We start from the raw sequence: 24,624 nt of genomic DNA, 5'->3' as shown, positions 1-24,624 counted from the left end.
ATAGTGAAATTGTAATCTTTTTCACATGGATTTGAAAGGAGATCCTTATGAAGGTGAATGTTGATCTGCCAAAGAATGGTTATGATATTGTCATTGAGAATGGCGCAATCCAAAAGGTTGGAACTTGGCTCAGTCAATTATGGAAAGCTCAAAAAGTAGCAGTCATAACAGACAACCATGTGGGATCTCTATATGCAGGTCAGGTTGTGAAAAGCCTTGAAAGTAAAGGTTTTACAGTGGTTAGCTATGAGTTCCTAGAAGGAGAAGCCAGTAAAAATCTGACAACCGTTCAAAAAGTCTATGAATTCTTAGCCAAGAATGGCATGACACGATCAGACGGCATTCTCGCTCTTGGAGGTGGTGTTGTTGGTGATCTAGCTGGCTTTGTAGCTTCTACCTATATGAGGGGCATTCATTTCGTTCAAGTACCGACTAGTTTGACGGCTCAGGTTGACTCCTCTATCGGAGGTAAGACCGGAGTCAATACACTCTATGCTAAGAACATGGTAGGAACCTTTGCCCAACCGGATGGGGTATTGATTGACCCTGAAGTGTTGCGGACTCTTGGCCAGCGCGAGTTGATCGAGGGCATGGGGGAAGTCATTAAGTACGGTCTCATCGAAGATCCTGCCTTATGGGAAGAACTGGATCAAATGGATGGCTCCATTGAGTCTATTTATGAGCATGCAGAATCCCTGATTGCCCATTCCTGTCAAGTCAAGCGCAAGATGGTCGTCGAAGATGAGCTAGACCAAGGCATTCGCCTATATCTAAATTTTGGTCATACCCTTGGCCATGCGATCGAAGCAACAGCCGGTTATGGCCAGGTCATGCACGGGGAAGCCGTAGCGATTGGAATGGTGCAAGTTACTAAGGTGGCAGAAGCTAAGGGATTGGTTCAAGCCGGTTTAACGCAGGCTATTCGCCAAATGTGTCAAAAATTTGGCTTACCAGTAGAATTCCATACTTGGGATAAGGAAAAGCTTTATCAGGCCTTGACCTTGGACAAGAAGGCCAGGGGCAATCAATTGAAACTCGTTTTGGTACCAGAAATCGGGACTTGTCAAATCCATCCAGTCCCATTGGAAGAAATGAGAGACTTCTTACACTAGAAAGCGACAAAGGAGATAGCATGCGTTATTTAACAGCAGGAGAATCACACGGACCACGACTTACAGCTATTATCGAAGGAGTGCCAGCAGGGCTCCCTTTGACCGCTGATTATATCAACGTCGAATTAAAACGTCGCCAGAGTGGCTACGGTCGTGGAGCACGGATGAAGATTGAAAGCGATCAGGTCGAGATCACCTCTGGTGTTCGCCATGGCTTGACCATGGGAGGTCCTATCACCTTGAATGTCACCAATCTAGACCATCAAAAATGGTTGGAGATCATGTCTGTCAGTGATGTGGAGGAAAAGAAGAAGGGGCTTCGGAAAATTACCAAGCCTCGTCCAGGCCACGCCGATTTGGTCGGTGGCATCAAGTATCGTTTCGATGACTTGCGAAATTCTTTGGAACGGTCATCGGCTCGGGAAACAACCATGCGAGTAGCAGTTGGTGCAGTAGCCAAACGTCTATTGGAAGAGATTGGGGTTCAAGTAGCCAGCCACATCGTCAATTTCGGAGGAATCGAAGTAGAGGTTCCGGAAAATCTAACAGTTTCCCAAATCAAGGAAGCGGTCGCTCAATCAGAAGTTTCCATCGTTAATCGAGAGCGAGAAGAGGAAATCAAGGCCTATATCGATAGCGTGAAGAAAGAAGGGGAAACCATCGGAGGAATCGTCGAAACGATTGTAGGTGGTGTGCCTGTCGGTCTGGGTTCTTTTGTCCAATGGGATAAGAAATTGGATGCCAAGATCGCTCAAGGGGTTGTCTCTATCAATGCCTTTAAAGGTGTAGAGTTCGGGCTAGGCTTTGAAGCAGGTCGTCGAAAAGGCAGTCAAGTCATGGATGAAATTCTCTGGTCTGAGCAGGATGGGTATACTCGTCGAACCAATCATTTGGGTGGATTTGAAGGTGGTATGACCAATGGAGAGCCGATTATCGTCCGTGGTGTTATGAAACCAATACCGACTCTTTACAAGCCCCTCATGAGTGTCGATATTGAAACACACGAAGCGTATAAGGCAACGGTGGAGCGGAGTGACCCAACAGCGCTTCCAGCTGCAGGGGTTGTCATGGAGGCTGTGGTGGCAACGGTTTTAGCCACAGAAGTCTTGGACAAGTTCTCTTCTGATAATCTGGAAGAATTGAAGGAAGCTGTCGAGCGTCATCGGGCCTATACCAAAGCTTTCTAACTGGAGAAATAGATGGAAGAAAAGGTTGTTTATATTGTCGGTCTAGGACTGATTGGCGCTTCGTTAGCCATGGGCATCCGAAAAGCCCATCCTCAAGTAACTCTACTAGGTTATAATCGTAGTCAGGCCTCACGAGATATTGCTCTGAAGAAGGGAATTGTTGATGAGGTGACAGCTGATTTGGAAGATTTTGCTAGTCATGCAGATGTTATCATCGTCTCATTGCCCGTCAAGCAAACCATTCAAACCTTTCAGCAACTGGCGAGAATGCCACTGAAAGAAGGAGTCATTGTGACGGATGTGGGCTCCACCAAGGGGGCCATTGTAGAAGCTGGGGAAAATGCTTTTAGACATCTCCCAGTCCGTATTGTCGGCGGGCATCCCATGGCGGGGAGTCATAAGACGGGAGCTGCCTCAGCTGACTCCACCCTCTTTGAAAATGCCTACTATATTTTTACGCCAACAGCTACGACAGACCCAAGTGCGGTCTTGGAATTGAAGGACCTCCTCTCAGGGCTTGGAGCCCGTTTCATCGAGGTAGATCCAATAGAACACGATCGGGTTACTTCTCAGATCAGCCACTTTCCTCACGTATTGGCGGCTACCCTGATGGGACAAGCAGCTGCTTATACAGAGGAGCATAGCCTAGCTGGTCGCTTTGCTGCAGGAGGATTTCGTGATATGACGCGGATTGCAGAGAGTGAGCCTAGCATGTGGACTTCTATTTTACTGTCCAATCCAGCTGCTGTTCTCGAGCGGATAGCGGATTTTAAGGATCGTCTTGAGCAAGTTGCTGATATGATTCGCCAAGGAGAAGAGGATGCCATTTGGTCCTTCTTTGACCATAGTCGAAACCAACGGCAGCATATGCAGATCCATAAGAGAGGAGGGGTGGAAAGTACCTTCGATATTTTTGTGGATGTCCCAGATGAAGAAGATGTCATCCTTCGGATCTTGGAGCTGCTTCGTGGTACCTCCTTGGTCAATATTCATATTAATGAAGAAAACCGGGAAGATGTCTACGGGATCCTTCAGATTTCCTTTAAGACGGCTGCAGATCAAGCGCGGGCTGAAGCCCTGATCACCGAGCAAACGGATTATAGTGTGGTGATCAAATAGGACCAGAGGCTGATTTTAATAAAAATGAAACTTGGCTCTAACATTTTCCGGAAAATCTTTGTATAATAGAACTATTACTTTAAAGGAGTAGCAGAATGTCAAATATTTATGATTTAGCAAATGAATTATCTCGCGGACTTCGAGACTTACCAGAATATAAAGCTGTTGTGTCCAGCAAGGAAGCTATTGATACTGATCCAACTGCTAAAGCCCTCTTTGATGATTATCTCGCCTTTCAACATGAGTTGCAAGCAGTGATTCAATCAGGGCAAATGCCGAGCGCAGACCAACAAACCAAGATTCAAGAATTTGCTGGGAAAATCCAAGGAAATTCAGTAGTGAATGAATTTTTCGCAAAACAACAGCAATTGTCAGTATACATTGGGGACCTTGAGAAAATTATTTTTGATCCGATTGAGGACTTGTTTAAATAAGGGGAAAAGAGGTGGTTTGCCACCTCTTTCTTTGTCTAGGAGAGCATGACTCCCTAGAGGAGATTGAAAATGACCTTACTTTATGGTAAAATTTTTAGAAAAGCTTGAAGGGGTAAGGAATGAAATTACAAACAAATTGCAAAGGTTTGAATGGTATTATTCGTGTTCCGGGTGATAAGTCCATCAGCCACCGTTCCATTATCTTTGGAAGTATCGCACATGGAACCACCAAGGTCTACGATATATTACGTGGCGAAGATGTGCTCTCTACCATTCAAGTCTTTCGTGATTTAGGGGTTCAGATTGAAGACGATGGTCAAATGATCACCATTGAAGGGAAAGGGTTTGAAGCCTTTCAAACGCCTAAAAATGACTTGGATATGGGAAACTCCGGTACCTCGACTCGTTTGATTTCAGGTGTCTTAGCGGGAAGTCTTTTTCCTGTCACTATGATAGGGGATGATAGTTTATCCAAGCGTCCTATGGATCGGGTAGCTATCCCTCTTCGTGAAATGGGAGTGACTATTCAAGGTCAGACAGAACGCGATATGCTCCCTCTCCACTTTCAGGGAAGCAAACATCTAAGACCAATTCATTATTCCTTACCAGTCGCATCTGCTCAGGTGAAATCAGCCCTTCTTTTTGCAGCCATGCAGGCAAAAGGGGAGTCCCTTATTATAGAGAAGGAAGTTACTCGGAATCATACTGAAGATATGATCAAACAGTTTAGTGGCCAGATTAGTGTGAATGGCAAAGAAATTCGTCTGCGTGGGCCTCAATACTTACAAGGGTGTGAGGTGACGGTACCAGGTGATATTTCCAGTGCAGCTTTTTGGTTGGTGGCTGGTTTGATTGTCCCTAATAGCAAGATTCGACTAGAAAATGTTGGGATTAATGAAACTCGTACAGGAATCCTTGAGGTGATTGAAAAGATGGGAGGAAAGATTGAGCTTCTCGATAGGGACCCTCTTGCTAAGTCTGCGACGATTTTGGTAGAGACCTCCGACCTTCATGGAACGGAAATTTCAGGCGATTTAATTCCTCGCTTGATTGACGAACTTCCTATTATCGCTCTATTGGCAACCCAGGCTTCTGGGCAAACCATTATCAAAGATGCTGAAGAGCTTAAAGTCAAAGAAACCGATCGCATCCAGGTAGTGGCTGATAGCTTAAACGCTATGGGAGCTAAGATTCAACCAACAGCAGACGGTATGATTATTGAAGGGAAGACTTCCCTGCATGGAGCTAACCTGCAAACATATGGTGATCACCGTATTGGGATGATGGGTGCTATTGCAGCCCTTCTCGTAACAGATGGTGAAGTTCTGCTAGAGCGAGCTGAGGCAATTAATACCAGCTATCCAACCTTCTTCAAGGATTTGGAGATCTTATCCCATGGCTAAAGTTTTACTCGGTTTTATGGGGGCTGGGAAAACAACAGTTGGTCGGCTCTTGGATCCTTCTTTTTCAGACATGGACCAACTGATGATTGGTAAGTTAGGGATGCCAATCGCAGACTTTTTTACTCAATATGGAGAAACCGCATTTCGCCAGCAAGAGTCTCTCTTGTTGCAAGAATTACTAGCTAGTCTAGTACCTGTCATTTCAACTGGCGGAGGCATCGTTCTAAATCCGGACAATCGTAAACTACTTCAAGCGAATCCTTGTAATATTTATTTGAAAATTGATTTTGAGACCTTATATGATCGAATTAAAAAGGATCAAGACCATCAACGCCCCTTATTTCTCACCAATAATCAAGAAGATTTTAAAGTTTTGTTTGAGAAACGATTGCCATTGTATGAGGAAGTTGCTACCCATATCATAGACGTTACGGACAAGACACCAGAAGAAATTGTGGAGATTATCAGATGCTTGTAGCTTATTTAGGTCCAAAGGGATCCTTTACCCATCATGTTGCCTTAGAAAGTTTCCAAGATGCAGACCTATGCCCATACGGCTCTATTACAGAAGTTATCAAGGCCTATGAAAGAGAGCAGGTGGATTACGCTGTGATTCCTGTCGAAAATTCGATTGAGGGAAGTGTTCATGAGACCATCGATTATCTCTTCCACCAGGCGAATTTCCAAGCCATTGCTGAAGTGGTCTTCCCGATTAAGCAACAGTTGTTAGCATGCTCTATGGAGCGACCAATAGAGGTGATTTATTCCCATCCTCAGGCCTTGGCCCAGGGGAAGGCTTATATTCAAGAACATTTTCCACATGCTCGACTGGAGATGACGACATCGACTTCCTATGCAGCTCGTTATGTCTCACAGCATCCAGAACTACCGATTGCTGCAATTGCTCCATTGGAAGCTAAAAATGAATATGGCCTAATAGTTGTGGCAAGGGATATTCAAGAAATGGATAGGAACTATACAAGGTTTTGGATACTTGGCAGAAGCTCTTATCTAGTCAGTCCGTCTCTTAAAGTGGATGTACAGAAGGTCAGTTTGGCCATTACGCTACCAAGTGATGTTGCAGGTTCTTTGTGTCAAGCCCTATCTACCTTTGCTAATCGGGAATTAAACCTTACCAAGATTGAAAGTCGCCCTTTAAAGACGGCCTTAGGTGAGTATTTTTTCATTATTGATATCTTAGAAAGGCAAGCAGAACTCCTTGAGGATGCATTTGAGGAACTTGATTCCTTGGGAGTCCATATTAAAATTTTAGGCCAGTATTCGGTCTATATGCTAAAAGAAAATGAAACGGAGAAAGAATGAGCAGAGAATCAGAAAACTTATCCCATCATGAACAAAAGCGTCTAGAATACCTCTATTCAAACTATCATTACTTGAATGAGAAAGAACAGTTAGAGTACCAATACCTAAAACAAAAATCAGAAGGGCAAATAGAACAAGTTGTAGTGCCTGCTCTTGAAGAAGACATTCAAGAATCAGCTGGAAAATCTGAAGTAGTCTTTGATGACTTACCGGTCTATCCCAGCCGGACTCGGAAATCCAAGGCCAAGGATTCAGGTGTTGAACCTATGCCAAAGTTGAAACAGTCAAAAAAGCCTAAGAAAAAGATTCGTGTTAAACGGGTTTTAAAATGGTTAGCAGTCTTCCTCTTATTGGTTATTATTGGAATGGTTATTATGTTCTTCAAGGGCTTAAATAGTAAGCCAAGAGGAGACGCTAAACCTGCAGTCCAAGAATACTTTAATGGACAGAAAACCAAGGACGGAGTCAACATCCTTATTCTGGGAACAGATGGTCGGATCGGTGAAAGCTCAGAGGAGACTCGAACGGACTCTATCATGGTTGTAAATGTTAACAATAAGTCTGGAAAAGTTAAGATGGTCAGCTTTATGCGGGATACCTTGGTTCACATTGATGGCGTAAGTCAGCAGAGCGAACCGGATTATTCAGATTACTATGATCAAAAACTCAATACAGCCTTTACCATTGGGGAACAAAATAACAACCAAGGAGCGGAGTTGGTTCGTCAAATGTTGAAAGATAATTTTGATATTGACATCCAATACTATGCCATGGTCGATTTCCAAACCTTTGCGACGGCTATTGATACCCTCTTTCCAAATGGAGTGGAGATGAATGCGCAGTTCTCTAAGGTTGACGGCGAAAAAGTCAGTGAAGTTGAGGTTCCGGATGACTTAAATATGAAGGATGGGGTCGTTCCAAATCAGACCATTAAGGTCGGAAAACAACGGATGGATGGACGAACCCTCCTCAATTACTCTCGTTTTCGTAAGGATGATGAAGGCGACTTTGGTCGGACGAGACGCCAACAAGAAGTCATGTCTGCCATTGTTCACCAAATCAAGGATCCAACTAAGCTCTTCACTGGTTCTGAAGCACTTGGTAAGGTTTTTGCAATGACCTCGACCAATATTCCTTTCTCTTTCCTTTTGACCAACGGGATTGGGCTAGTCGGAAGTGCCAGCAAGGGAATTGAACGCATTACCATCCCAGAAAATGGGGATTGGGTCGATGCTTATGATATGTATGGCGGACAAGGTCTCCTAGTGGATTTTGAAGCTTACAAAAACAAATTGTCCCAAATGGGCTTAAGATGATATAATTAAGGGATAGGAGTCTGAAAACTCCATCCCTTTTATTTTTTAGAAAGATTGAACACCATGTTAAAGAAAAATGAGATTGTAACCGTTGAGATTGTCGATTTGACCCACGAAGGAGCAGGAGTGGCTAAGGTCGATGGCCTGGTCTTTTTTGTGGAGAATGCCCTACCAGGAGAAGTGATCCGCATGCGCGTGCTTAAAGTCAACAAAAAGATCGGCTACGGTAAAGTAGAGGAGTACCTAGAAAAGTCCCCTCACCGCAATGAAGAACTAGACCTGGCTTACTTACGAACTGGAATTGCCGACTTGGGTCACCTAGCTTATCCGGAGCAACTGAAATTCAAGGCCAAGCAGGTCAAGGATAGTCTTTACAAGATGGCAGGTATCTCTGATATCGAAGTACCCCTGACCTTGGGGATGGACCACCCTGTCCAGTACCGCAACAAGTCCCAAGTTCCAGTTCGTCGGGTCAATGGTAAGGTCGAGATAGGCTTCTTTCGGAAGAACTCTCATGATTTGATGCCAATCGAAGATTTCTACATCCAAGATCCAGTCATTGACCAAGTGGTCTTGGCGCTTCGGGATTTGATTCGTCGTTTTGATCTAAAGCCTTATGATGAGAAGGAACAGTCTGGCTTGATTCGCAATCTGGTGGTTCGTCGAGGACATCATTCTGGAGAAATCATGGTCATTTTGGTCACCACTCGTCCTAAGGTGTTTCGTGTGGACCAGTTGATCGAGCAGCTGATCAAGCAATTCCCAGCTATCAAATCTGTTATGCAAAATATTAATGACCAGAATACCAATGCCATTTTTGGGAAAGAATGGCGTACGCTTTATGGTCAAGACTATATTACGGATCAAATGTTGGGAAATGATTTCCAAATCTCTGGACCAGCCTTTTATCAGGTCAATACCGAAATGGCAGAGAAGCTCTACCAGACAGCCATTGACTTTGCGGAATTAAGAGAAGCGGATGTGGTCATTGATGCCTACTCAGGAATCGGAACTATTGGATTATCTGTCGCTAAGCATGTCAAGGAAGTTTATGGGGTAGAAGTCATCCCTGAAGCTGTGGAGAATAGCCAGAAGAATGCTAGTCTAAATGGCATCACCAATGCCCACTATGTCTGTGACACAGCTGAAAATGCCATGAAGAATTGGCTCAAGGAAGGCATCCAACCAACTGCCATCCTGGTCGACCCACCACGCAAGGGCTTAACCGAAAGCTTTATCAAAGCAAGCGCCCAAACAGGAGCTGACCGTATTGCCTATATCTCCTGTAATGTCGCAACCATGGCGCGTGATATCAAACTCTATCAAGAGTTGGGATACGAATTGAAGAAAGTCCAGCCAGTGGATCTTTTTCCGCAGACGCATCACGTGGAGTGTGTAGTGTTGCTACAACGAAAAAAAGGGTGAAAATCCTTGATTTTAAGCTATTTTACAAGCATTTTGTCTTTGTAGATAAAGGCAATTTTGACGTCAAAAAAGTTCTAAAAAGGCACATAGATGTATATGTATTTGTAGATGTTGTTTGCGCATCTGAAAAATGAATACAACAATAAATATTTATCTAAAGAGAGAACAATTGTATATTGTTCTCCTTTTTTTATTTTCTGGAGGGAAAATGACAAAAGAATTACAATCATCACGCTATATTGTCATTTCATTTTTAGTACGTGAAATGGGAATAGATATTGTTGAGGCCATCTCTCTTATGGCTGAATTAGAAAAAAGTGGCTTGGTTCGATTGGAATCAAGTGGAGATTTAATACTCAAAGAACTTGGAGGAGCGCTATGAAGCGAATTACCGCAAATCAATACCAAACTTCAGAACGGTATTATAAATTACCTAAAATTCTTTTTGAGGATGAGAAATATATGGATATGAAACTAGAAGTAAAGGTGGCTTATTCTATTTTAAAAGATCGTTTAGAATTATCTCTTAGTCGTGGTTGGATAGATGAAGAAGGAGCAGTCTATTTAGTATTTTCTAATTCTAAACTGATGAAGCTGTTAGGTTGTTCGAAGTCAAAATTATTGTCCATCAAAAAAATTCTTAAAGAATATGACTTAATTGATGAAGTCCAACAGTCTTCAAGTGAGAAAGGAAGACTAGCTAATAAGATTTATTTAGGGGAATTATCTTCTACCCCAGTAGCTAATTCAAACAGGCCTAGTGTTAAAAAAAGACTAGGGCAGGATGAAAATGAAACGGCCCCCGTCTCACATTTAGCCCCTAGTGAGACTGAAGTTAGTGAGACTAAATATAGTGAGACTGATTCTTTATTTATTGAGGATGAGGAGGAGAGGAATACTCAACCTATCTTGAAAAGAAATGTAGAAAAGGTCACAAAATATGATCGAGATTATATTTGGGGATTGGTACAAGATCAATTTAGACGAGAGGGGTTTTCTGAAACAGCCAGTGAAATTGCTATGACTGATTTTGAGAGAATCTATCAGTATGCTCTTGACAATGTTCGCTTTGTTAGACGAGCGGAAGTACTTGCTGAATTTGTGTTTAATGGCCTGTATTCTGTTTGGAATAACCGTGTTAGAAAAGGAGGTGGTTAGATGTCGTCAATCGAGTGGATATTAGTTTTGCTCATTTTAATTTCAAGCGGTATGACTCTTTGGGCATTGATAGTCGATCAGAAAGGGGTGATAAAGAAATGAGATTTATTGATTTATTTTCAGGTATCGGTGGCTTTCGACTTGGAATGGAAAGTGTCGGACACGAGTGTATTGGATTTTGCGAGATTGATAAATTTGCTAGAGAATCTTATAAATCCATTTTTCAAACGGAAGGAGAAATCGAATTTCATGACATACGAGATGTTTCAGATGACGAATTTAAAAAACTTAGAGGGAAAGTCGATATCATCTGTGGGGGATTCCCTTGTCAAGCATTTTCAATCGCAGGAAGACGATTGGGATTTGAAGATATTAGAGGAACTTTGTTCTTCGAAATTGCTCGGGCGGCCAAACAAATCCAACCACGTTTTCTTTTTCTTGAAAATGTTAAAGGCTTACTCAATCACGATAAGGGACGGACGTTCACCACAATCCTTACCACACTTGATGAGTTGGGGTTTGATGTTGAGTGGCAGGTGCTTAACAGTAAGGATTTTGGCGTTCCCCAAAACAGAGAGAGGGTGTTTATTATCGGACATTCTAGAAAGAAAGGTACCCGACTCCTATTTCCTTTCAGACGAGAAGGTCAAGCAACTAACTCTGAGACTTTAAAAACACTAGGAAATTTGAATCCATCAAAAAGTGGCATGAGCGGTAAAGTCTATTATTCAGAGGGGTTAGCGCCAACATTAGTTCGTGGAAAAGGAGAAGGATTTAAAGTTGCGATTCCTTGTATGACACCAGACAGATTAGAAAAAAGACAAAATGGTAGACGATTTAAGGAAAACCAAGAGCCAATGTTTACTTTGAATACTCAGGATCGCCATGGTATTGTTGTTGTTGGAGATTTACCAACTAGCTTTAAGGAGACTGGTCGCGTATATGGAAGTGATGGGTTATCTCCAACACTAACTACGATGCAAGGTGGAGATAAAATTCCCAAAATACTGATCCCAGAACCAATCCATTTTCTAAAAATCAGGGAAGCAACTAAAAAAGGGTATGCTCAAGCAGAGATTGGAGATTCAATCAATTTAGAAAGACCAAGTTCTCAGTATAGGCGTGGTAGAGTTGGAAAAGGTATAGCTAATACTTTGACAACTAGTGGTCAAATGGGAGTAGTAGTGGCTAGCTATGAAGGAGAAGATAAGCAAGTTTACCATGTAGCTGGTGTCTTAGTAGATGGACAATTTTACCGTTTGAGAATACGACGAATCACCCCTAAAGAGTGTTTTCGCCTGCAGGGATTTCCTGATTGGGCTTTTGAAGCTGCTAGAAAAGTCTCTAGTAATAGTCAGCTCTATAAACAAGCTGGTAATAGTGTAACCGTACCTGTGATTGCTGCAATCGCAAAGAAATTAAAAGAAATAGAGGAAAAAGATGAAAGCTTTAAATAAAGAGTCAATACTAGATTGTGACGAATTAGAAACAGAATTACATGATGCAGAAATCAAACAGCTGGATGAACAAATATTTTTAATGCCCAATTATCCATGTGAGTTTGAAGTGACATTTTTAGATGATTACCATAAAAAACACAACTATCCACTATTTTATGAATCCTATCTTCAAAACGTTATGGAATTCCTCGAAAGTCAGGATATAAAGAACGGAGCTGATGCCTTTGTAGATGATAATCAGAATCTTGTTTTTGTTTTATATGGACAAGGCTATCGAGCCGAGGGAAAAGAGGGAATACTTACAACCCAAGTAACTGTAAAAGCTTATGATGAAGACAAGCAACCGATTAACTTCGCAAATTTATTAGAATCCTTAATCGTATCAGAATATCAAATGGAACCGAATCTTTGGGAGGTCTCCCATGATTGATCTCTATCTAAGTAAAAATAGCCAAAGAAATCAACTTCTTTTAGACTTCTTCCAAAACTATGGCATCGAGGTATCTTGTCATTCAGTTTCTGAAATGACAAAGGACAAATTAATTGAGATGATGAGCTATTCTTCAGATTGTTTTGAATTTTTATCTCCCAATTTATTACGATTTAAGAACCGTGACAATCTAAGATTAACGGATTTCATTGAAATGATATTAAAAAATCCTGAACTAACCATCAGGCTTCCTCTTGCGGTTTCAAATAAGCGAGTTTATCCAAATCTGAATCTAGAGGAGGCTAGAGCTCTATTGCCAAGAGATACGAAACAATTGATTTACATGGCACAAACACATTATTTATCTAACTAAAGGAGAAGCAATATGGCAGAACGATTTTGGGAGAACTTGTCCATTATTTTGGCTGAAAGAAATATCAGCTGGATTGAGTTAACCAGAAAAATGTTTGCGGGAGAGTTTCACTATCCAAGTGAATTGAATCGTTTGTATCAAAAGATTCGGCACTACAAGATGGAACAACGAATGCCTCAAAGTCCATGGGTAGAAAGGATTGTGCAGGTATTAGATTTAGATTATGAAGATTTATTTCGGAGGTAACTATGAAAAGAATAATTCCAGTTTATATATTCCAACAAGTAAATGTCCTATTTGTATCTCTATACTTACTGAAATTTCTTTGTATCGGTGAGTTAACTATACTACAGATTCTCTATGGTACGTCGCTCATTTCTTTTTTATGGATGTATGATCAACGAAAACAAGTGGTCAAAGTCAATATGAAAACTAGGATGAAATGGCTTGGTATTGGATTTGTTAGCCTACTGATTATAAGTCTATGTTTTAGTCTAATCCATGCTCAAGGCACTACGAATCAAGCAAACTTAATTGGCCTTCAACATCAAGTTCCTTGGTTTTCATTTTTATTGTTCTTAATCAATGCGAGTATGGTTGAAGAATTTCTGTATCGAGAAATTTTATGGAACTTGGTCAGAAAATTAGATATTCGAGTTGCTTTGACAAGTGTTTTATTTGCCTTAGCACATCATCCAGGAACCATTCTAGCTTGGTGTTTATATATTTCACTTGGGATGTTTTTAGGGCTTGTACGCTACAAATCGGACTTATGGGGCAGTATGGGGCTACATTTGGTGTGGAACCTACTAGTTTATAGTTTGCTGCTTTTTTAGACCAAATTAGCTTGTTTTAGGGAAATGAAATGCTAACGTTATGTAACTATGTTAGTCTTTTATTTCAAAATCTTTGTTTAGTATGAATTTAGCTCTACAGAAAAATAAAAAATGTGATAAAAATTTCAACTACTCTTATCTATAATAAAGCTACCTGTTCTTTGAAAATTGAATCCACTCCGTCTTGATTAGCGTGCCTGTGTAAGTAGGGACTGAGAGTATTTCCCTGTGAAGGGCAACTGGCACAAGACGTGTGTGAGAATTTTCTAACAGACACGGAGTTTATCGTTACCAGACTCAAACGATGCGACAAACTAGATAAAGGAGTTAATCATGAAGGTAGTAAACTTATATGATTTGAAACAAATGGGAAATAAAGGTGGTTGTACCATCCAATTGATTCATCACTTTCCCTTTGGTATGGGCTTAGGACATCTCAAAAAAGACTACATTGAATTTAAACGTGTTGGTATCGTTGATGGGAAGGCAGTAGAAGTTACTCTTCGAGAACCTTATTCGAGAGATCTACTGCAGGTTGTCAAGTCAATTAAGCAACATCAGAAATTGATAGCTTATCGCTATAAAGAAGGAAAACTGCTATTTGTTAAGAAGGAGGTGTCAGATGTCCTCTGAACAACAGGAACGAATAGCAGTTCAATATGCAGAGCGTAGCCTTTTATTTACTGTAAGAAGTCTCTTAAAGATTCTAGAATGGTCTAGACGTCAGGCTTTAGCACAGGATTCCGCCTATAAGATAGGGGCACAGAAATTAGAAGAATTGCTACAATCTCCCTATTCGATTGATACAATTAATCTGAAAAAAGATTTTTTAGACAAACCAATTGATATAGAGAAGTTTAAAGCTTTTTTAGAAAAAGAAGAGATTCCTTTAGCCATCGCTTGGCAAGGGGATTCTCTGCATTTCTACACGAAAGACCGTTCGATTCTAGACAATCATTTAGATCATCTGTTAGAAAAAATGGTTAATGATCCGGAGAAATTAGCTGATCTTACCATGGATAAGTCATTAGACGATGCAATTGATGAGGCTAAATCCCAAATTACCTTTAGACAAGAAGGAGCCGTCAAACAGAAAGAGATGGTGAGATGATGTACAGTGGAAAGAAATTCCTACTATTCTCACTGTTAGGTATCTTACTAGGTTATCTTTTTCATCGTTTGACGCTTTTGTATGATTCCTATACTGGAAATAGCTTAGATAAATGGACTCATCTTCTAATGGAAGGTCAAGATGAAGTTCTTCAGTCGCCATGGAATGTTTCCTTTACTGGAAAATCCAGTGCTTTTTTTCTACTAGGCTTTGTGATGATGTTGCTGGTTTATCTCTATCTAGAGACTGGCAAAAAACAATACCGAGAAGGGGTAGAATACGGGAGCGCCCGTTTTGGAACTCTAAAAGAAAAGAAGCTCTTTTACGGTAAGAAATTTTCACATGATACGATCTTAGCACAAGATGTTCGTTTGACATTATTAGATAAAAAACCACCCCAATATGATAGAAATAAGAATATTGCGGTGATCGGAGGTTCAGGAAGTGGGAAGACATTTCGCTTTGTGAAACCCAATCTGATTCAGATGAATACTTCTAATATTGTAGTGGATCCTAAAGATCACTTGGCCGAGAAAACAGGCAAACTCTTTTTAGAACATGGCTACCAAGTAAAGGTGTTAGATTTAGTCAATATGAAGAACTCAGATGGCTTTAATCCTTTTCGCTATATAGAGACAGAAAACGATTTGAATCGCATGCTGACGGTTTATTTCAATAACACTAAAGGCTCTGGCTCCCGTAGTGATCCATTTTGGGATGAAGCTTCTATGACTTTGGTACGAGCTTTAGCCTCCTACTTGGTCGATTTCTATAATCCACCCAAAACAAGAGAACAGCTCATAGAAGAAAGTCGTTTAAGTCAAAAGGAATACCAAAACTTGTTGAAACGTCAAAAAAAAGAAGTGGAAGAGCGAAAAAAACGAGGGCGTTATCCAAGTTTTGCTGAAATCTCAAAACTCATTAAACACCTATCCAAGGGTGAAAACCAAGAAAAAAGTGTCTTAGAAATTCTATTTGAAAATTATGCTAAAAAGTATGGAACTGAAAATTTTACCATGCGAAATTGGGCAGATTTCCAAAATTATAAGGATAAGACTCTGGATTCTGTGATAGCTGTAACCACTGCTAAATTTGCCCTCTTCAATATTCAAAGTGTCATGGATTTGACCAAAAGAGATACCCTTGATATGAAGACATGGGGCCAGGAAAAATCAATGGTTTACTTAGTTATCCCAGATAACGATAGTACCTTTCGCTTTCTTTCAGCCCTCTTTTTTTCAACCGTATTTCAAACTCTAACAAGACAAGCAGATATTGATTTTAAGGGTCAATTGCCTCTTCATGTGAGAGTTTACTTAGATGAGTTCGCAAATATCGGAGAAATCCCAGATTTTGCTGAACAAACCTCAACAGTCCGTTCTCGAAACATGAGTCTCGTTCCTATTCTACAAAATATTGCCCAACTTCAAGGGCTCTATAAAGAAAAAGAAGCTTGGAAAACCATTTTGGGGAACTGTGATAGCTTAGTCTACTTAGGTGGTAATGATGAAGACACCTTTAAATTTATGAGTGGGTTACTCGGTAAACAAACCATTGATGTTCGAAATACTAGTCGTTCCTTTGGCCAGACAGGTTCAGGATCCCTTTCTCATCAAAAGATTGCTCGTGATTTAATGACACCTGATGAAGTCGGAAATATGAAACGGCATGAATGCTTGGTTCGAATTGCCAATATGCCTGTCTTTAAAAGCAAAAAATACAATTCCACTAAGCATCCAAACTGGAAGTACCTAGCCAATCAAGAAACCGATGAACGGTGGTGGAACTATCAGATCAATCCTTTGAATCAAAGACAAGAAAATCATCTTGAAGGCCTTAGAATTCGTGATTTAACTTTTGAATCTAGTTTAAAATAAAAATAGAAAAGAGGAAATAGATGATTACGCATTTTAAAGGTTTTGTTTATGGAGTAGACGCAAGTGCTATGTTTGCACAAGCTATGTCTTTGTTACAGAAGGGATTGATTGCGGTTGGTGCCTTTCTCGTTGTTGTAGGGATTGTCAACCTTGCAACCAATATTAAAGATGGTGGACCAGGTGTTCGGAATGCCATTCTTGAAATTGTCGGTGGTGTTATGGTAGGGGCTGCTGGAGCCTTTGTAACTCAAATTTCAATTTAGGAGGATAAACAATGACATGAATCTAAGTTTAGTCTCACCCTTTGTTTACCTTGCATCTGAAAAAATATCAGCTGAAAATTTATTTGAAGGATTTAATGTGGATTTACAATCTACGGTAGATCTGATTAAATCCCTATCTAGCTACAATCCAACAGTTTGGACTTACATGTCTAGTATTACTAAAAGTGTCATGCAGCCTCTTGGAGTTGCGATTTTATCAGTTGTTCTCATCTTAGAATTTTCGAAGATGGCAAAGAAAATTGCTAACTCTGGTGGAGCGATGACCTTTGAAGCCTTAGCGCCAATGCTGATTAGTTATATTATGGTCGCAGTTGTAATTACCAACACTACCGTCATTGTAGAAGCCATCATCGGGATTGCGAGTCATGCCATTGAACAAGTGGCCTCGATTGTGGCTCACGGTGGGGCAAAGTATGATACACTCTCTGGATTAAAAGGGTCAGGATTTATTGGCCGGATGATTGTGGGCTTTTTCGCCCTCCTCATTTGGCTTGTTCGGATAGTAAGTGCAGCCATGGTTAATCTTTTGGTATCTATTCGATTTATTCAACTCTACCTTATGATCCCATTTGCCCCTCTTACGTTTCCAACATTTTTAAGTGATGAATGGAAGTCTATTGGTATAGGCTATTTAAAAAATATTATGGTCTATGCGGTACAAGGGGTTCTTATTTTTCTGATTGTTTCTCTTGTTCCTTTGTTTGAATCTGCTGGTAAAATAGCTGTTTCAAATGGTGCAGGAGTCCTGCAATCACTTGCGATTATGTTTGGTAGTTTGGTACAAGCTATCTTACTGATTATTGCCCTCGTTGGTTCTCAACGTACTGCTCGCTCAATCTTAGGTATGTAATTAGATAAAGGCTAGGAAGTGGTTGCTTCTTAGCCTTTTTAGAAAGGAAAGTCATGAATACACGTGTTTTTAAAGACATCTCAAAATACCAACACAGGGCTTGGTTAGGTTTCACCACAAGACAAATCATCTTTGTTTTACCAGCCTTTATTGTCACAATTATTGTTTTGGGCTTGAATCTCTTTTTCTGGCAATTTGGAGATTGGTTTGTTTACGGTTTTGTGTTTGCTTTTACCATCCCCCTCTTGCTTTTTGGAGTCTATAAACCCAATGATTTATATTTTGAACATTATTTGAAATACCGTCTTCATTTTGAACTAACGATACCCCTACGCACAATTTCAGGAAAGAAAGGACTTGAACATGAAAAGAAAATCAAATACATTAAAGAAACAAAAAACTTCAACGACTAATAAAAAGGAAGAAGTTAAAGATAAAAAAGAGGAAGTGTTACCATCAACGGCTAATACTCTTTCCTATCAAGCCTTGTATCAAAATGGTCTGATGCAGGTAAAAGAAGATTATTTCTCACAAAGCTATTTACTTGGTGATGTCAATTACCAGACTGTTGGTTTAGAAGATAAGGGAGCAATCATTGAGAAGTATTCTGATTTGATTAACTCTTTAGATGACCAAACCAACTTCCAATTGACCATTTTTAATAAAAGATTGAATTTAGAAAAATTCAGACACAGTGTTTTGTATGAGGAAAAAGAAGATGGGTACGATAGCTATCGTAAAGAATTGAATCGGATGATGAATCAAAATTTAGATAGTGGTGAAAATAACTTTTCGGCTGTGAAACTGATTAGTTTTGGTAGAAAGGATTCTAATCCCAAACAAGCTTATCGTTCCTTGTCTCAAATAGGCGAATATTTCAAGAGTGGTTTCTCAGAAATTGATGCTCGATTTGGATCCTTGACTGGAGAAGAACGGGTGAACTTGTTGGCAGATATGCTTAGAGGAGAACACCATCTTCCTTTTTCTTATCGTGATTTAACGAGATCTGGCCAGACAACTCGTCACTTCATAGCACCTAATCTATTGGATTTTAAAAACAAGAATTACCTACAAATCAATGACCGCTTATTACAGATTGTCTATGTGAGAGACTACGGTATGGAATTAGGGGATCAGTTTATCCGAGACCTCATGCAAGGAGATCTGGAATTGATTGTAAGCCTTCATGCTCAAAGTTCGACCAAGGCAGATGCCATGAAGAAACTACGAACAAAGAAAACCTTAATGGAATCCCAAAAGATTGGGGAACAACAAAAACTAGCTCGTACAGGTATCTATTTGGAAAAAGTAGGTCATGTATTAGAAAGCAATATCGATGAAGCTGAGGAACTCTTAAAAACCATGACCGAGACAGGAGATAAACTATTTCAAACGGTCTTCTTGATTGGGGTCTTTGGTCAGGATGAAGAAGAACTCAAACAAGCCCTAGACACTATCCAACAAGTGGCCGGCTCAAATGACCTAATGATTGATAAACTTCCATATATGCAAGAAGCAGCCTTTAATAGTTTGCTACCATTTGGTTGTGATTTTTTAGAGGGAGTATCACGGAGTTTATTAACGTCCAATATAGCAGTGAACTCACCTTGGACTTCAGTAGATTTACAAGACCGTAGTGGGAAATATTACGGTATCAATCAAATATCAAGTAATATTATTACCATTGATCGCAGCCTATTAAATACACCGTCTGGTCTGATTTTAGGAACATCTGGAGCTGGGAAAGGGATGGCAACCAAGCATGAAATTATCACGACCAAAATCAAGGAATCTGGTGAAAATACTGAAATTATCATCGTGGATCCAGAAGCAGAGTACAGTGTCATTGGACGGACTTTTGGGGGAGAAATGATTGATATTGCGCCTGACTCCCAAACCTATCTCAATGTCCTTGACTTGTCTGAGGAAAATATGGATGAAGATCCTGTAAAGGTAAAATCAGAATTTCTTTTATCCTTTATCGGCAAGTTATTGGATAGAAAAATGGATGGAAGAGAAAAATCGATTATCGACCGAGTTACGAGACTCACCTATCAGTCATTTAAAGAGCCTTCTTTGGAAGAATGGGTCTTTGTATTGAGTCAACAACCAGAAGAAGAAGCGCAGAATTTGGCACTTGATATGGAACTGTATGTCGAAGGTTCTCTTGATATTTTTTCTCATAAGACAAATATTCAGACAGGATCTAATTTCTTGATTTATAACGTTAAGAAGTTAGGAGATGAGCTGAAACAAATCGCCCTTATGGTTGTTTTTGATCAGATATGGAATCGTGTCGTTCGGAACCAAAAATTAGGGAAGAAGACCTGGATTTATTTTGATGAAATGCAGCTTCTCTTATTAGATAAATATGCCAGTGATTTCTTCTTTAAATTGTGGAGTCGTGTCAGAAAATATGGAGCTAGTCCGACTGGAATAACTCAAAACGTCGAAACCTTATTGTTAGATCCAAATGGTAGACGGATTATTGCAAATAGTGAATTTATGATTCTCCTCAAGCAAGCAAAAAATGATAGAGAAGAACTGGTTCAACTCTTAGGCTTGTCAAAAGAACTTGAAAAATACCTTGCCAATCCAGAAAAAGGGGCAGGACTGATAAAAGCTGGTTCAGTTGTTGTTCCCTTTAAAAATAAGATTCCTCAAGGTACTCAATTGTTTGATATCATGAGTACAGATCCTGATAAAATGGCTTCTAATTAAGGGGAAGGTAAATGAAGGATAAAAGAGAAATCATACGTGCCCGAAAGGCATTTAGAAGAATTCTAAAAGATGAGAAGAAATTCTTGAAACAAGGAAAGAAGGAGGTGAGGAAACAGAAAAATGATTCCGCTGGACTAGATGAAAAAGCATGGAAAAAAGAGATAAAAGAAAAGCTAGAGGAGATGAGAGAAGCTTCAAAGGAGAGAGTAAGACAAGCAAATGAAGACTACAATCATATTCTTCAAAATAGTCCTCCATCTCTTTTGAATCGGAAAGAATTAAGAGACAGACGGTTGCCTCATGCTAGGAAACGATTGAAAATAGCCAAGAAGCAATTTAGAGAAGCCAAGGTAGAAGCAAAAGAAGAAAGAAAAGAGAGTCGTAAAGAAAGAAAAACCAATCAAAAATTTCTTTACAGTCAGGAATCGAAACATAAATCTAATTTTTCCTTTCAAGGGAAGAGTTTAGAAGAATTAAAAGCTAAGAAAGAAGTCAAGGCCGCAAAAGAGAATCTAAAATCTACTAAACAAGCCTATAAGTCCAAAAAAGTCAGTAGGAAAGCCAAAACTTTTCTTTATGTCCTTGGACGTGAAGGTGGAGAGTTAGCTTCAGAAAATGAAGATTTAGAAGCTTATCGCACTCTAAAAGATACCATTAGAAAAGGGAAACGCTACAGTCGGATTTCTTATAACCTTGGAAAAGCTAGTGTCAAAACAGGACAAGCAACAGGTCGTTTTACCAAGAAAAGGCTGACCAACACAAAAGAGCGATACCATCATTTTAAGGATGGAAAAGGATGGAAACTAGCGAAAGATAATCCAAGTTCCTTTAAAAATCGGTTTCGAAAATTAAAGAAACAAGGTCTTACAAGTGTCCGAAATATCTATCAAAAACTAAAAGCAGCCTTTTCCTTCTTTACATTTGCGGCTGGAAATCCTGTAACCTGGATAGTTGGAGGAATAGTCTTTCTTCTTTTACTTATAATGAGCTTCTTTTTAGGATTTTCATCTGCCAGTTTGATTCAACAAGATGAATTTGAATTAACAAAAGCTTATACCCACCTAACTTGGGAAGATGCAGAACATACTCGCACAAATGACAAAGGAATTACTTATTACACAAAAGTTGATGATGTGATGGGGTATATGAACTTTAAATTCCATGACTATGAGTTACACAAACCAGTTCACTTATTTAGTTCAGAAACTTACAAGGATTATCTGTCTACTTTGTGGCATGATTTAAACGATGGGGATGATTTGAAATCCATGCAAGACCTCTATGAAACTCCTAAGTATAAACTATCGAAAGACGATCAAGAGGAAATAAAGGAACTAAAAGAAGAGGGTGTCTATGCTTCCATGCAGGAATTGGACAATCCATTTGAGGGGAAAAGCAACGAAGATAGTCTAACCATGACTTATCGTTATGGATACTATGATTTAGACGGAAAACCTACTCTTCAGGAGTATATTCTACTAGAAGCGAAGGCTCACCAAACAATTGTCGCACCAATGGATGGTGTTGTATCTCTAGACGGAGATGATGTTATTCTAACTAACGGAAAAGGAGAGAATGAGAGTCGATTGACCTTGTATTCTATTCATAATGGCCGTGCGATTGAGGGGACAAGAGTCCTAACGGGTGATATTATTGGTGAAACACCAGACGATACAGGTTTGAAAGTTTCCTATCAAAAGTATAAAAACAAGAAAGAAAAATTGGTGTATGTCAATCCGCAATTTTATTTTCCAAAAGTCATTCAACTTCAGACCACTATCTTACCAGCCATTGGTCAGTTTGGTGGAGATGAGTTTGAACGAGCAAAACATATTTATGAGTTTTTGAAATCTCAAGGGGCAAGTCCCCAAGCCATTGCGGCAATTTTAGGAAATTGGTCGGTAGAGTCTTCTATTAATCCTAAACGAGCTGAAGGAGATTATTTATCTCCTCCTGTTGGCGCTACCGATTCCTCATGGGATGATGAAAGCTGGTTAGCGATTGGAGGTCCAGCCATTTATAGTGGTGCTTATCCTAATATTCTTCATAGAGGTCTAGGTTTAGGGCAATGGACAGATACCGCAGATGGTTCAACACGTCATACAGCTTTATTGAATTATGCACATATCAAAAATAAGAAGTGGTATGATTTAGACCTCCAACTTGATTTTATGCTTCACGGGGATAGTCCTTACTATCAAAGTTGGTTAAAGGATTTCTTTGGAAATACGGGCAGTGCAGCCAATCTAGCCCAACTCTTCCTTACCTATTGGGAGGGAAATTCTGGTGACAAACTACTGGAAAGACAAACCAGAGCAACGGAATGGTATTACCAAATTGAAAAAGGCTTTAGCCAAACAAATGGAGGACATGCAAAGAGTGACCCGCAATCCCTTGAAGGTGTCCGTGGAGACTTGTATGAGAATTCTGTTCCTGGTGGTGGAGATGGTATGGCCTATGCCTATGGACAATGTACATGGGGTGTTGCGGCTCGTATGAATCAATTAGGTTTAAAATTAAAAGGAAGTAATGGAGAGAAGATTTCAATCATTAATACCATGGGAAATGGTCAGGACTGGGTTGCGACAGCGTCAAGTCTTGGTGGAGAAACGGGTTCCACACCAAGAGCAGGTGCTATTGTTTCTTTTGTGGGAGGTACACATGGCACACCAGCCATCTACGGTCATGTGGCTTTTGTAGAGAAGGTCTATGATGATGGTTCTTTCCTTGTGTCTGAAACCAACTATGGTGGCAATCCTAACTATACCTTTAGAAAAATCTCGCAAGCAGATAGCGCTATTAGTTTTGCCTATACTACGAAATAGAAGAGTTTACACTTGAAATTTTAGCCATTTTCAGGTAGAATAAATAGTGTAGATGAGTGGTCGGCTCATGGTCAATCTGATAGTAATCTTGGACATAAGGGCCAAGCGGTGGCGGACACCAGAACGAAATCCGATAGCAATCTTGGACGTAAGGGCCAAGCGGTGGCAGACACCAGAATAAACCGACTGACTAGGTGGCTTACAGATTCTGTAAACCACCTTTTTTGTGAGGAAAAAATGGCAAATTCTAGAGATTATTGTAATCCAAATTACACCGAAAAAATAAAACTTCAGCATTTTTTTAATCAGTTACATATTGCGGCTTCTTTTTTTAAAGAGCACTTCGTTGGCAAAATCATGTATTATGAAACGGAAATAGAAAGTGTTGAACTTCATTTTTCACCTACTAATTTCATGCACCTATGTGGTGTTGATTACCGAAAAGGTGCAGGCAGTTTCTTTGACGATTGTTTAAATAGACATATCATAATTGATGAGTTGAAAATAAAAAAAGATGGAACCACGATGCAAAAGTTACAAGTTTTAGGATCCATTGAGGAATTATTGGGAAAACATGTTCATCTAACTGGTTCAGGACGTTATTTGTATTTGGAGTTTGACTATGCTCTACGTACAAGAAAACAGATACTAGCATTAACATTGAAAGAGACATCAAAGAAAATTGTTCCTCAATCTTTATTAGATTTGAAGAGAAAGACAGTATTTCCAAAAGGTCAAAAAGTAATTTCAATTTACTCAAAACATTTACAAACGTCGGAACTTTTTTATTATTTAAAAGATTAGTTTACATATTTTTTGTAGCATAATATATATTTTTATCATTTTAAGGAGAACGCAGTTTTGGCTCGTTCTCTTTTTTTGTTGTGATACTTCTTTCAAGGAATATTTGGTAGGATTGGAGTGAAAAAAGATTAACTAGGAAAGAAGGAAGTATATGGAAGCCATTTATCAACGTGATTCGGATCAAGATGGACTAACTGATGCTCAAGAATTGGCGCTAGGAACCAATCCTCTTAGCGCAGATTCTGATGGTGATGGACGTTCAGATTTAGTGGAAATAGAAGAAGGAACCAATCCCTTAGAAAAGGATTTACAAGACATAGACCAAACAAGTATCACTGAACCGTCCTCAGTATTTATGGAAATGAAACAAAAGATTTCAGATATGATGGAGAGTCACTACAAGGAATTTATACAGGCTCTGATTAGTATTGAAACAGGGATTGAAAACCAACAAGACCTAGAAGACTTATATACTTACTACATGAGAACGGATGCCGTTTCTCTTTTATCTAGTGATTTAGAAATCAGTCCTCAAGAGGTTGAAATGGAGATAGAGTTGTAGGGGAATCATGTGAT

At 39.8% G+C, this 24,624-nt stretch carries 26 protein-coding genes and 1 pseudogene; 26 read left to right on the top strand and 1 reads right to left on the bottom strand.

The window, feature by feature from the left end; translation table 11 throughout:
• Nucleotides 1-47: 47 nt before the first annotated feature.
• From aroB to E5S68_RS03865, 24 genes and pseudogenes are all read left to right on the top strand, one after another.
• Nucleotides 48-1,112 carry a 3-dehydroquinate synthase gene (gene aroB / locus E5S68_RS03980; protein ID WP_135782436.1) on the top strand — a complete coding sequence of 355 codons (1,065 nt, stop codon included), beginning with the start codon at nucleotides 48-50 and terminating at the stop codon, nucleotides 1,110-1,112.
• A gap of 20 nt (nucleotides 1,113-1,132) precedes the next feature.
• Entirely contained in the window at nucleotides 1,133-2,299 is a 1,167-nt protein-coding gene (aroC, locus tag E5S68_RS03975) for a chorismate synthase (RefSeq protein WP_135782435.1), read from the top strand.
• A gap of 12 nt (nucleotides 2,300-2,311) precedes the next feature.
• Entirely contained in the window at nucleotides 2,312-3,418 is a 1,107-nt protein-coding gene (locus E5S68_RS03970) for a prephenate dehydrogenase (RefSeq protein WP_135782434.1), read from the top strand.
• Nucleotides 3,419-3,513: 95 nt separating this feature from the next.
• Nucleotides 3,514-3,852 carry a YlbF/YmcA family competence regulator gene (locus E5S68_RS03965; RefSeq protein WP_135782433.1) on the top strand — a complete coding sequence of 113 codons (339 nt, stop codon included), beginning with the start codon at nucleotides 3,514-3,516 and terminating at the stop codon, nucleotides 3,850-3,852.
• Nucleotides 3,853-3,971: 119 nt separating this feature from the next.
• Nucleotides 3,972-5,255 carry a 3-phosphoshikimate 1-carboxyvinyltransferase gene (gene aroA, locus E5S68_RS03960; RefSeq protein WP_135782432.1) on the top strand — a complete coding sequence of 428 codons (1,284 nt, stop codon included), beginning with the start codon at nucleotides 3,972-3,974 and terminating at the stop codon, nucleotides 5,253-5,255.
• Nucleotides 5,248-5,733, top strand: coding sequence for a shikimate kinase (locus E5S68_RS03955; RefSeq protein ID WP_135782431.1), 486 nt, complete (start codon nucleotides 5,248-5,250; stop codon nucleotides 5,731-5,733). The genes aroA and E5S68_RS03955 overlap by 8 nt, the downstream gene beginning before the upstream one ends.
• Nucleotides 5,724-6,578 (top strand): prephenate dehydratase, encoded by an 855-nt coding sequence (pheA, locus tag E5S68_RS03950; RefSeq protein ID WP_135782430.1) that lies wholly within the window; start codon nucleotides 5,724-5,726, stop codon nucleotides 6,576-6,578. The genes E5S68_RS03955 and pheA overlap by 10 nt, the downstream gene beginning before the upstream one ends.
• A complete protein-coding gene (locus tag E5S68_RS03945; protein WP_135782429.1) occupies nucleotides 6,575-7,894 on the top strand; it encodes an LCP family protein in 1,320 nt (439 codons plus the stop codon). The genes pheA and E5S68_RS03945 overlap by 4 nt, the downstream gene beginning before the upstream one ends.
• A 63-nt stretch (nucleotides 7,895-7,957) precedes the next feature.
• On the top strand, nucleotides 7,958-9,319 hold the full coding sequence (gene rlmD, locus E5S68_RS03940) for a 23S rRNA (uracil(1939)-C(5))-methyltransferase RlmD (RefSeq protein ID WP_135782428.1): 1,362 nt from the start codon (nucleotides 7,958-7,960) through the stop codon (nucleotides 9,317-9,319).
• Between the two features lie 208 nt (nucleotides 9,320-9,527).
• On the top strand, nucleotides 9,528-9,701 hold the full coding sequence (locus E5S68_RS03935) for a hypothetical protein (protein WP_000159607.1): 174 nt from the start codon (nucleotides 9,528-9,530) through the stop codon (nucleotides 9,699-9,701).
• Nucleotides 9,698-10,477, top strand: coding sequence for a replication initiator protein A (locus tag E5S68_RS03930; protein WP_135782427.1), 780 nt, complete (start codon nucleotides 9,698-9,700; stop codon nucleotides 10,475-10,477). Before E5S68_RS03935 ends, E5S68_RS03930 begins: the two co-directional genes overlap by 4 nt.
• Before the next feature lie 98 nt (nucleotides 10,478-10,575).
• Nucleotides 10,576-11,934, top strand: a complete 1,359-nt coding sequence (dcm, locus tag E5S68_RS03925; RefSeq protein ID WP_135782426.1) for a DNA (cytosine-5-)-methyltransferase — start codon at nucleotides 10,576-10,578, stop codon at nucleotides 11,932-11,934.
• Entirely contained in the window at nucleotides 11,918-12,367 is a 450-nt protein-coding gene (locus E5S68_RS03920; protein ID WP_135782425.1) for a hypothetical protein, read from the top strand. The genes dcm and E5S68_RS03920 overlap by 17 nt, the downstream gene beginning before the upstream one ends.
• Nucleotides 12,360-12,740: a thioredoxin domain-containing protein gene (locus E5S68_RS03915; RefSeq protein WP_000566546.1), complete on the top strand. Its 381-nt coding sequence runs from the start codon at nucleotides 12,360-12,362 to the stop codon at nucleotides 12,738-12,740. The genes E5S68_RS03920 and E5S68_RS03915 overlap by 8 nt, the downstream gene beginning before the upstream one ends.
• Before the next feature lie 12 nt (nucleotides 12,741-12,752).
• A complete protein-coding gene (locus E5S68_RS03910) occupies nucleotides 12,753-12,986 on the top strand; it encodes a hypothetical protein (protein WP_000840776.1) in 234 nt (77 codons plus the stop codon).
• Nucleotides 12,987-12,988: 2 nt separating this feature from the next.
• The gene (locus tag E5S68_RS03905) at nucleotides 12,989-13,576 is read left to right on the top strand and encodes a CPBP family intramembrane glutamic endopeptidase (RefSeq protein ID WP_135782424.1); all 588 of its coding nucleotides are present in this window, start codon (nucleotides 12,989-12,991) and stop codon (nucleotides 13,574-13,576) included.
• Nucleotides 13,577-13,909: 333 nt separating this feature from the next.
• Nucleotides 13,910-14,209, top strand: a complete 300-nt coding sequence (locus E5S68_RS03900; RefSeq protein ID WP_135782423.1) for a hypothetical protein — start codon at nucleotides 13,910-13,912, stop codon at nucleotides 14,207-14,209.
• Complete coding sequence (locus E5S68_RS03895) at nucleotides 14,199-14,687, top strand: hypothetical protein (RefSeq protein ID WP_135782422.1); 489 nt, start codon at nucleotides 14,199-14,201, stop codon at nucleotides 14,685-14,687. Before E5S68_RS03900 ends, E5S68_RS03895 begins: the two co-directional genes overlap by 11 nt.
• A complete protein-coding gene (locus tag E5S68_RS03890; protein WP_135783095.1) occupies nucleotides 14,687-16,564 on the top strand; it encodes a VirD4-like conjugal transfer protein, CD1115 family in 1,878 nt (625 codons plus the stop codon). Before E5S68_RS03895 ends, E5S68_RS03890 begins: the two co-directional genes overlap by 1 nt.
• Before the next feature lie 20 nt (nucleotides 16,565-16,584).
• Nucleotides 16,585-16,827 carry a hypothetical protein gene (locus E5S68_RS03885; protein WP_000627865.1) on the top strand — a complete coding sequence of 81 codons (243 nt, stop codon included), beginning with the start codon at nucleotides 16,585-16,587 and terminating at the stop codon, nucleotides 16,825-16,827.
• 16 nt (nucleotides 16,828-16,843) lie between these two features.
• Nucleotides 16,844-17,698, top strand: a complete 855-nt coding sequence (locus tag E5S68_RS03880) for a VirB6/TrbL-like conjugal transfer protein, CD1112 family (RefSeq protein WP_135782421.1) — start codon at nucleotides 16,844-16,846, stop codon at nucleotides 17,696-17,698.
• Between the two features lie 53 nt (nucleotides 17,699-17,751).
• Nucleotides 17,752-18,111 (top strand): PrgI family protein, encoded by a 360-nt coding sequence (locus E5S68_RS03875; RefSeq protein ID WP_074324869.1) that lies wholly within the window; start codon nucleotides 17,752-17,754, stop codon nucleotides 18,109-18,111.
• Complete coding sequence (locus tag E5S68_RS03870; RefSeq protein ID WP_135782420.1) at nucleotides 18,062-20,419, top strand: VirB4-like conjugal transfer ATPase, CD1110 family; 2,358 nt, start codon at nucleotides 18,062-18,064, stop codon at nucleotides 20,417-20,419. Before E5S68_RS03875 ends, E5S68_RS03870 begins: the two co-directional genes overlap by 50 nt.
• A 164-nt stretch (nucleotides 20,420-20,583) precedes the next feature.
• Nucleotides 20,584-23,244, top strand: a pseudogene (locus tag E5S68_RS03865) (phage tail tip lysozyme); the annotation flags it as partial.
• 30 nt (nucleotides 23,245-23,274) lie between these two features.
• On the opposite strand, the gene E5S68_RS10505 reads toward E5S68_RS03865, so the two are convergent.
• Nucleotides 23,275-23,463 carry a hypothetical protein gene (locus E5S68_RS10505; RefSeq protein ID WP_167470826.1) on the bottom strand — a complete coding sequence of 63 codons (189 nt, stop codon included), beginning with the start codon at nucleotides 23,461-23,463 and terminating at the stop codon, nucleotides 23,275-23,277.
• A gap of 18 nt (nucleotides 23,464-23,481) precedes the next feature.
• Here E5S68_RS10505 and E5S68_RS03855 point away from each other — a divergent pair, with 18 nt between their 5' ends.
• Nucleotides 23,482-24,048, top strand: coding sequence for a PBECR4 domain-containing protein (locus E5S68_RS03855; RefSeq protein WP_135782418.1), 567 nt, complete (start codon nucleotides 23,482-23,484; stop codon nucleotides 24,046-24,048).
• A 151-nt stretch (nucleotides 24,049-24,199) separates the two neighbouring features.
• Nucleotides 24,200-24,610: a thrombospondin type 3 repeat-containing protein gene (locus tag E5S68_RS03850; protein WP_014713375.1), complete on the top strand. Its 411-nt coding sequence runs from the start codon at nucleotides 24,200-24,202 to the stop codon at nucleotides 24,608-24,610.
• Nucleotides 24,611-24,624 lie beyond the last annotated feature (14 nt).

The sequence above is a fragment of the Streptococcus rubneri genome, from assembly GCF_004785935.1.
GTDB lineage: Bacteria > Bacillota > Bacilli > Lactobacillales > Streptococcaceae > Streptococcus > Streptococcus rubneri.
This window is presented reverse-complemented; position numbering and strand designations above follow the sequence as displayed.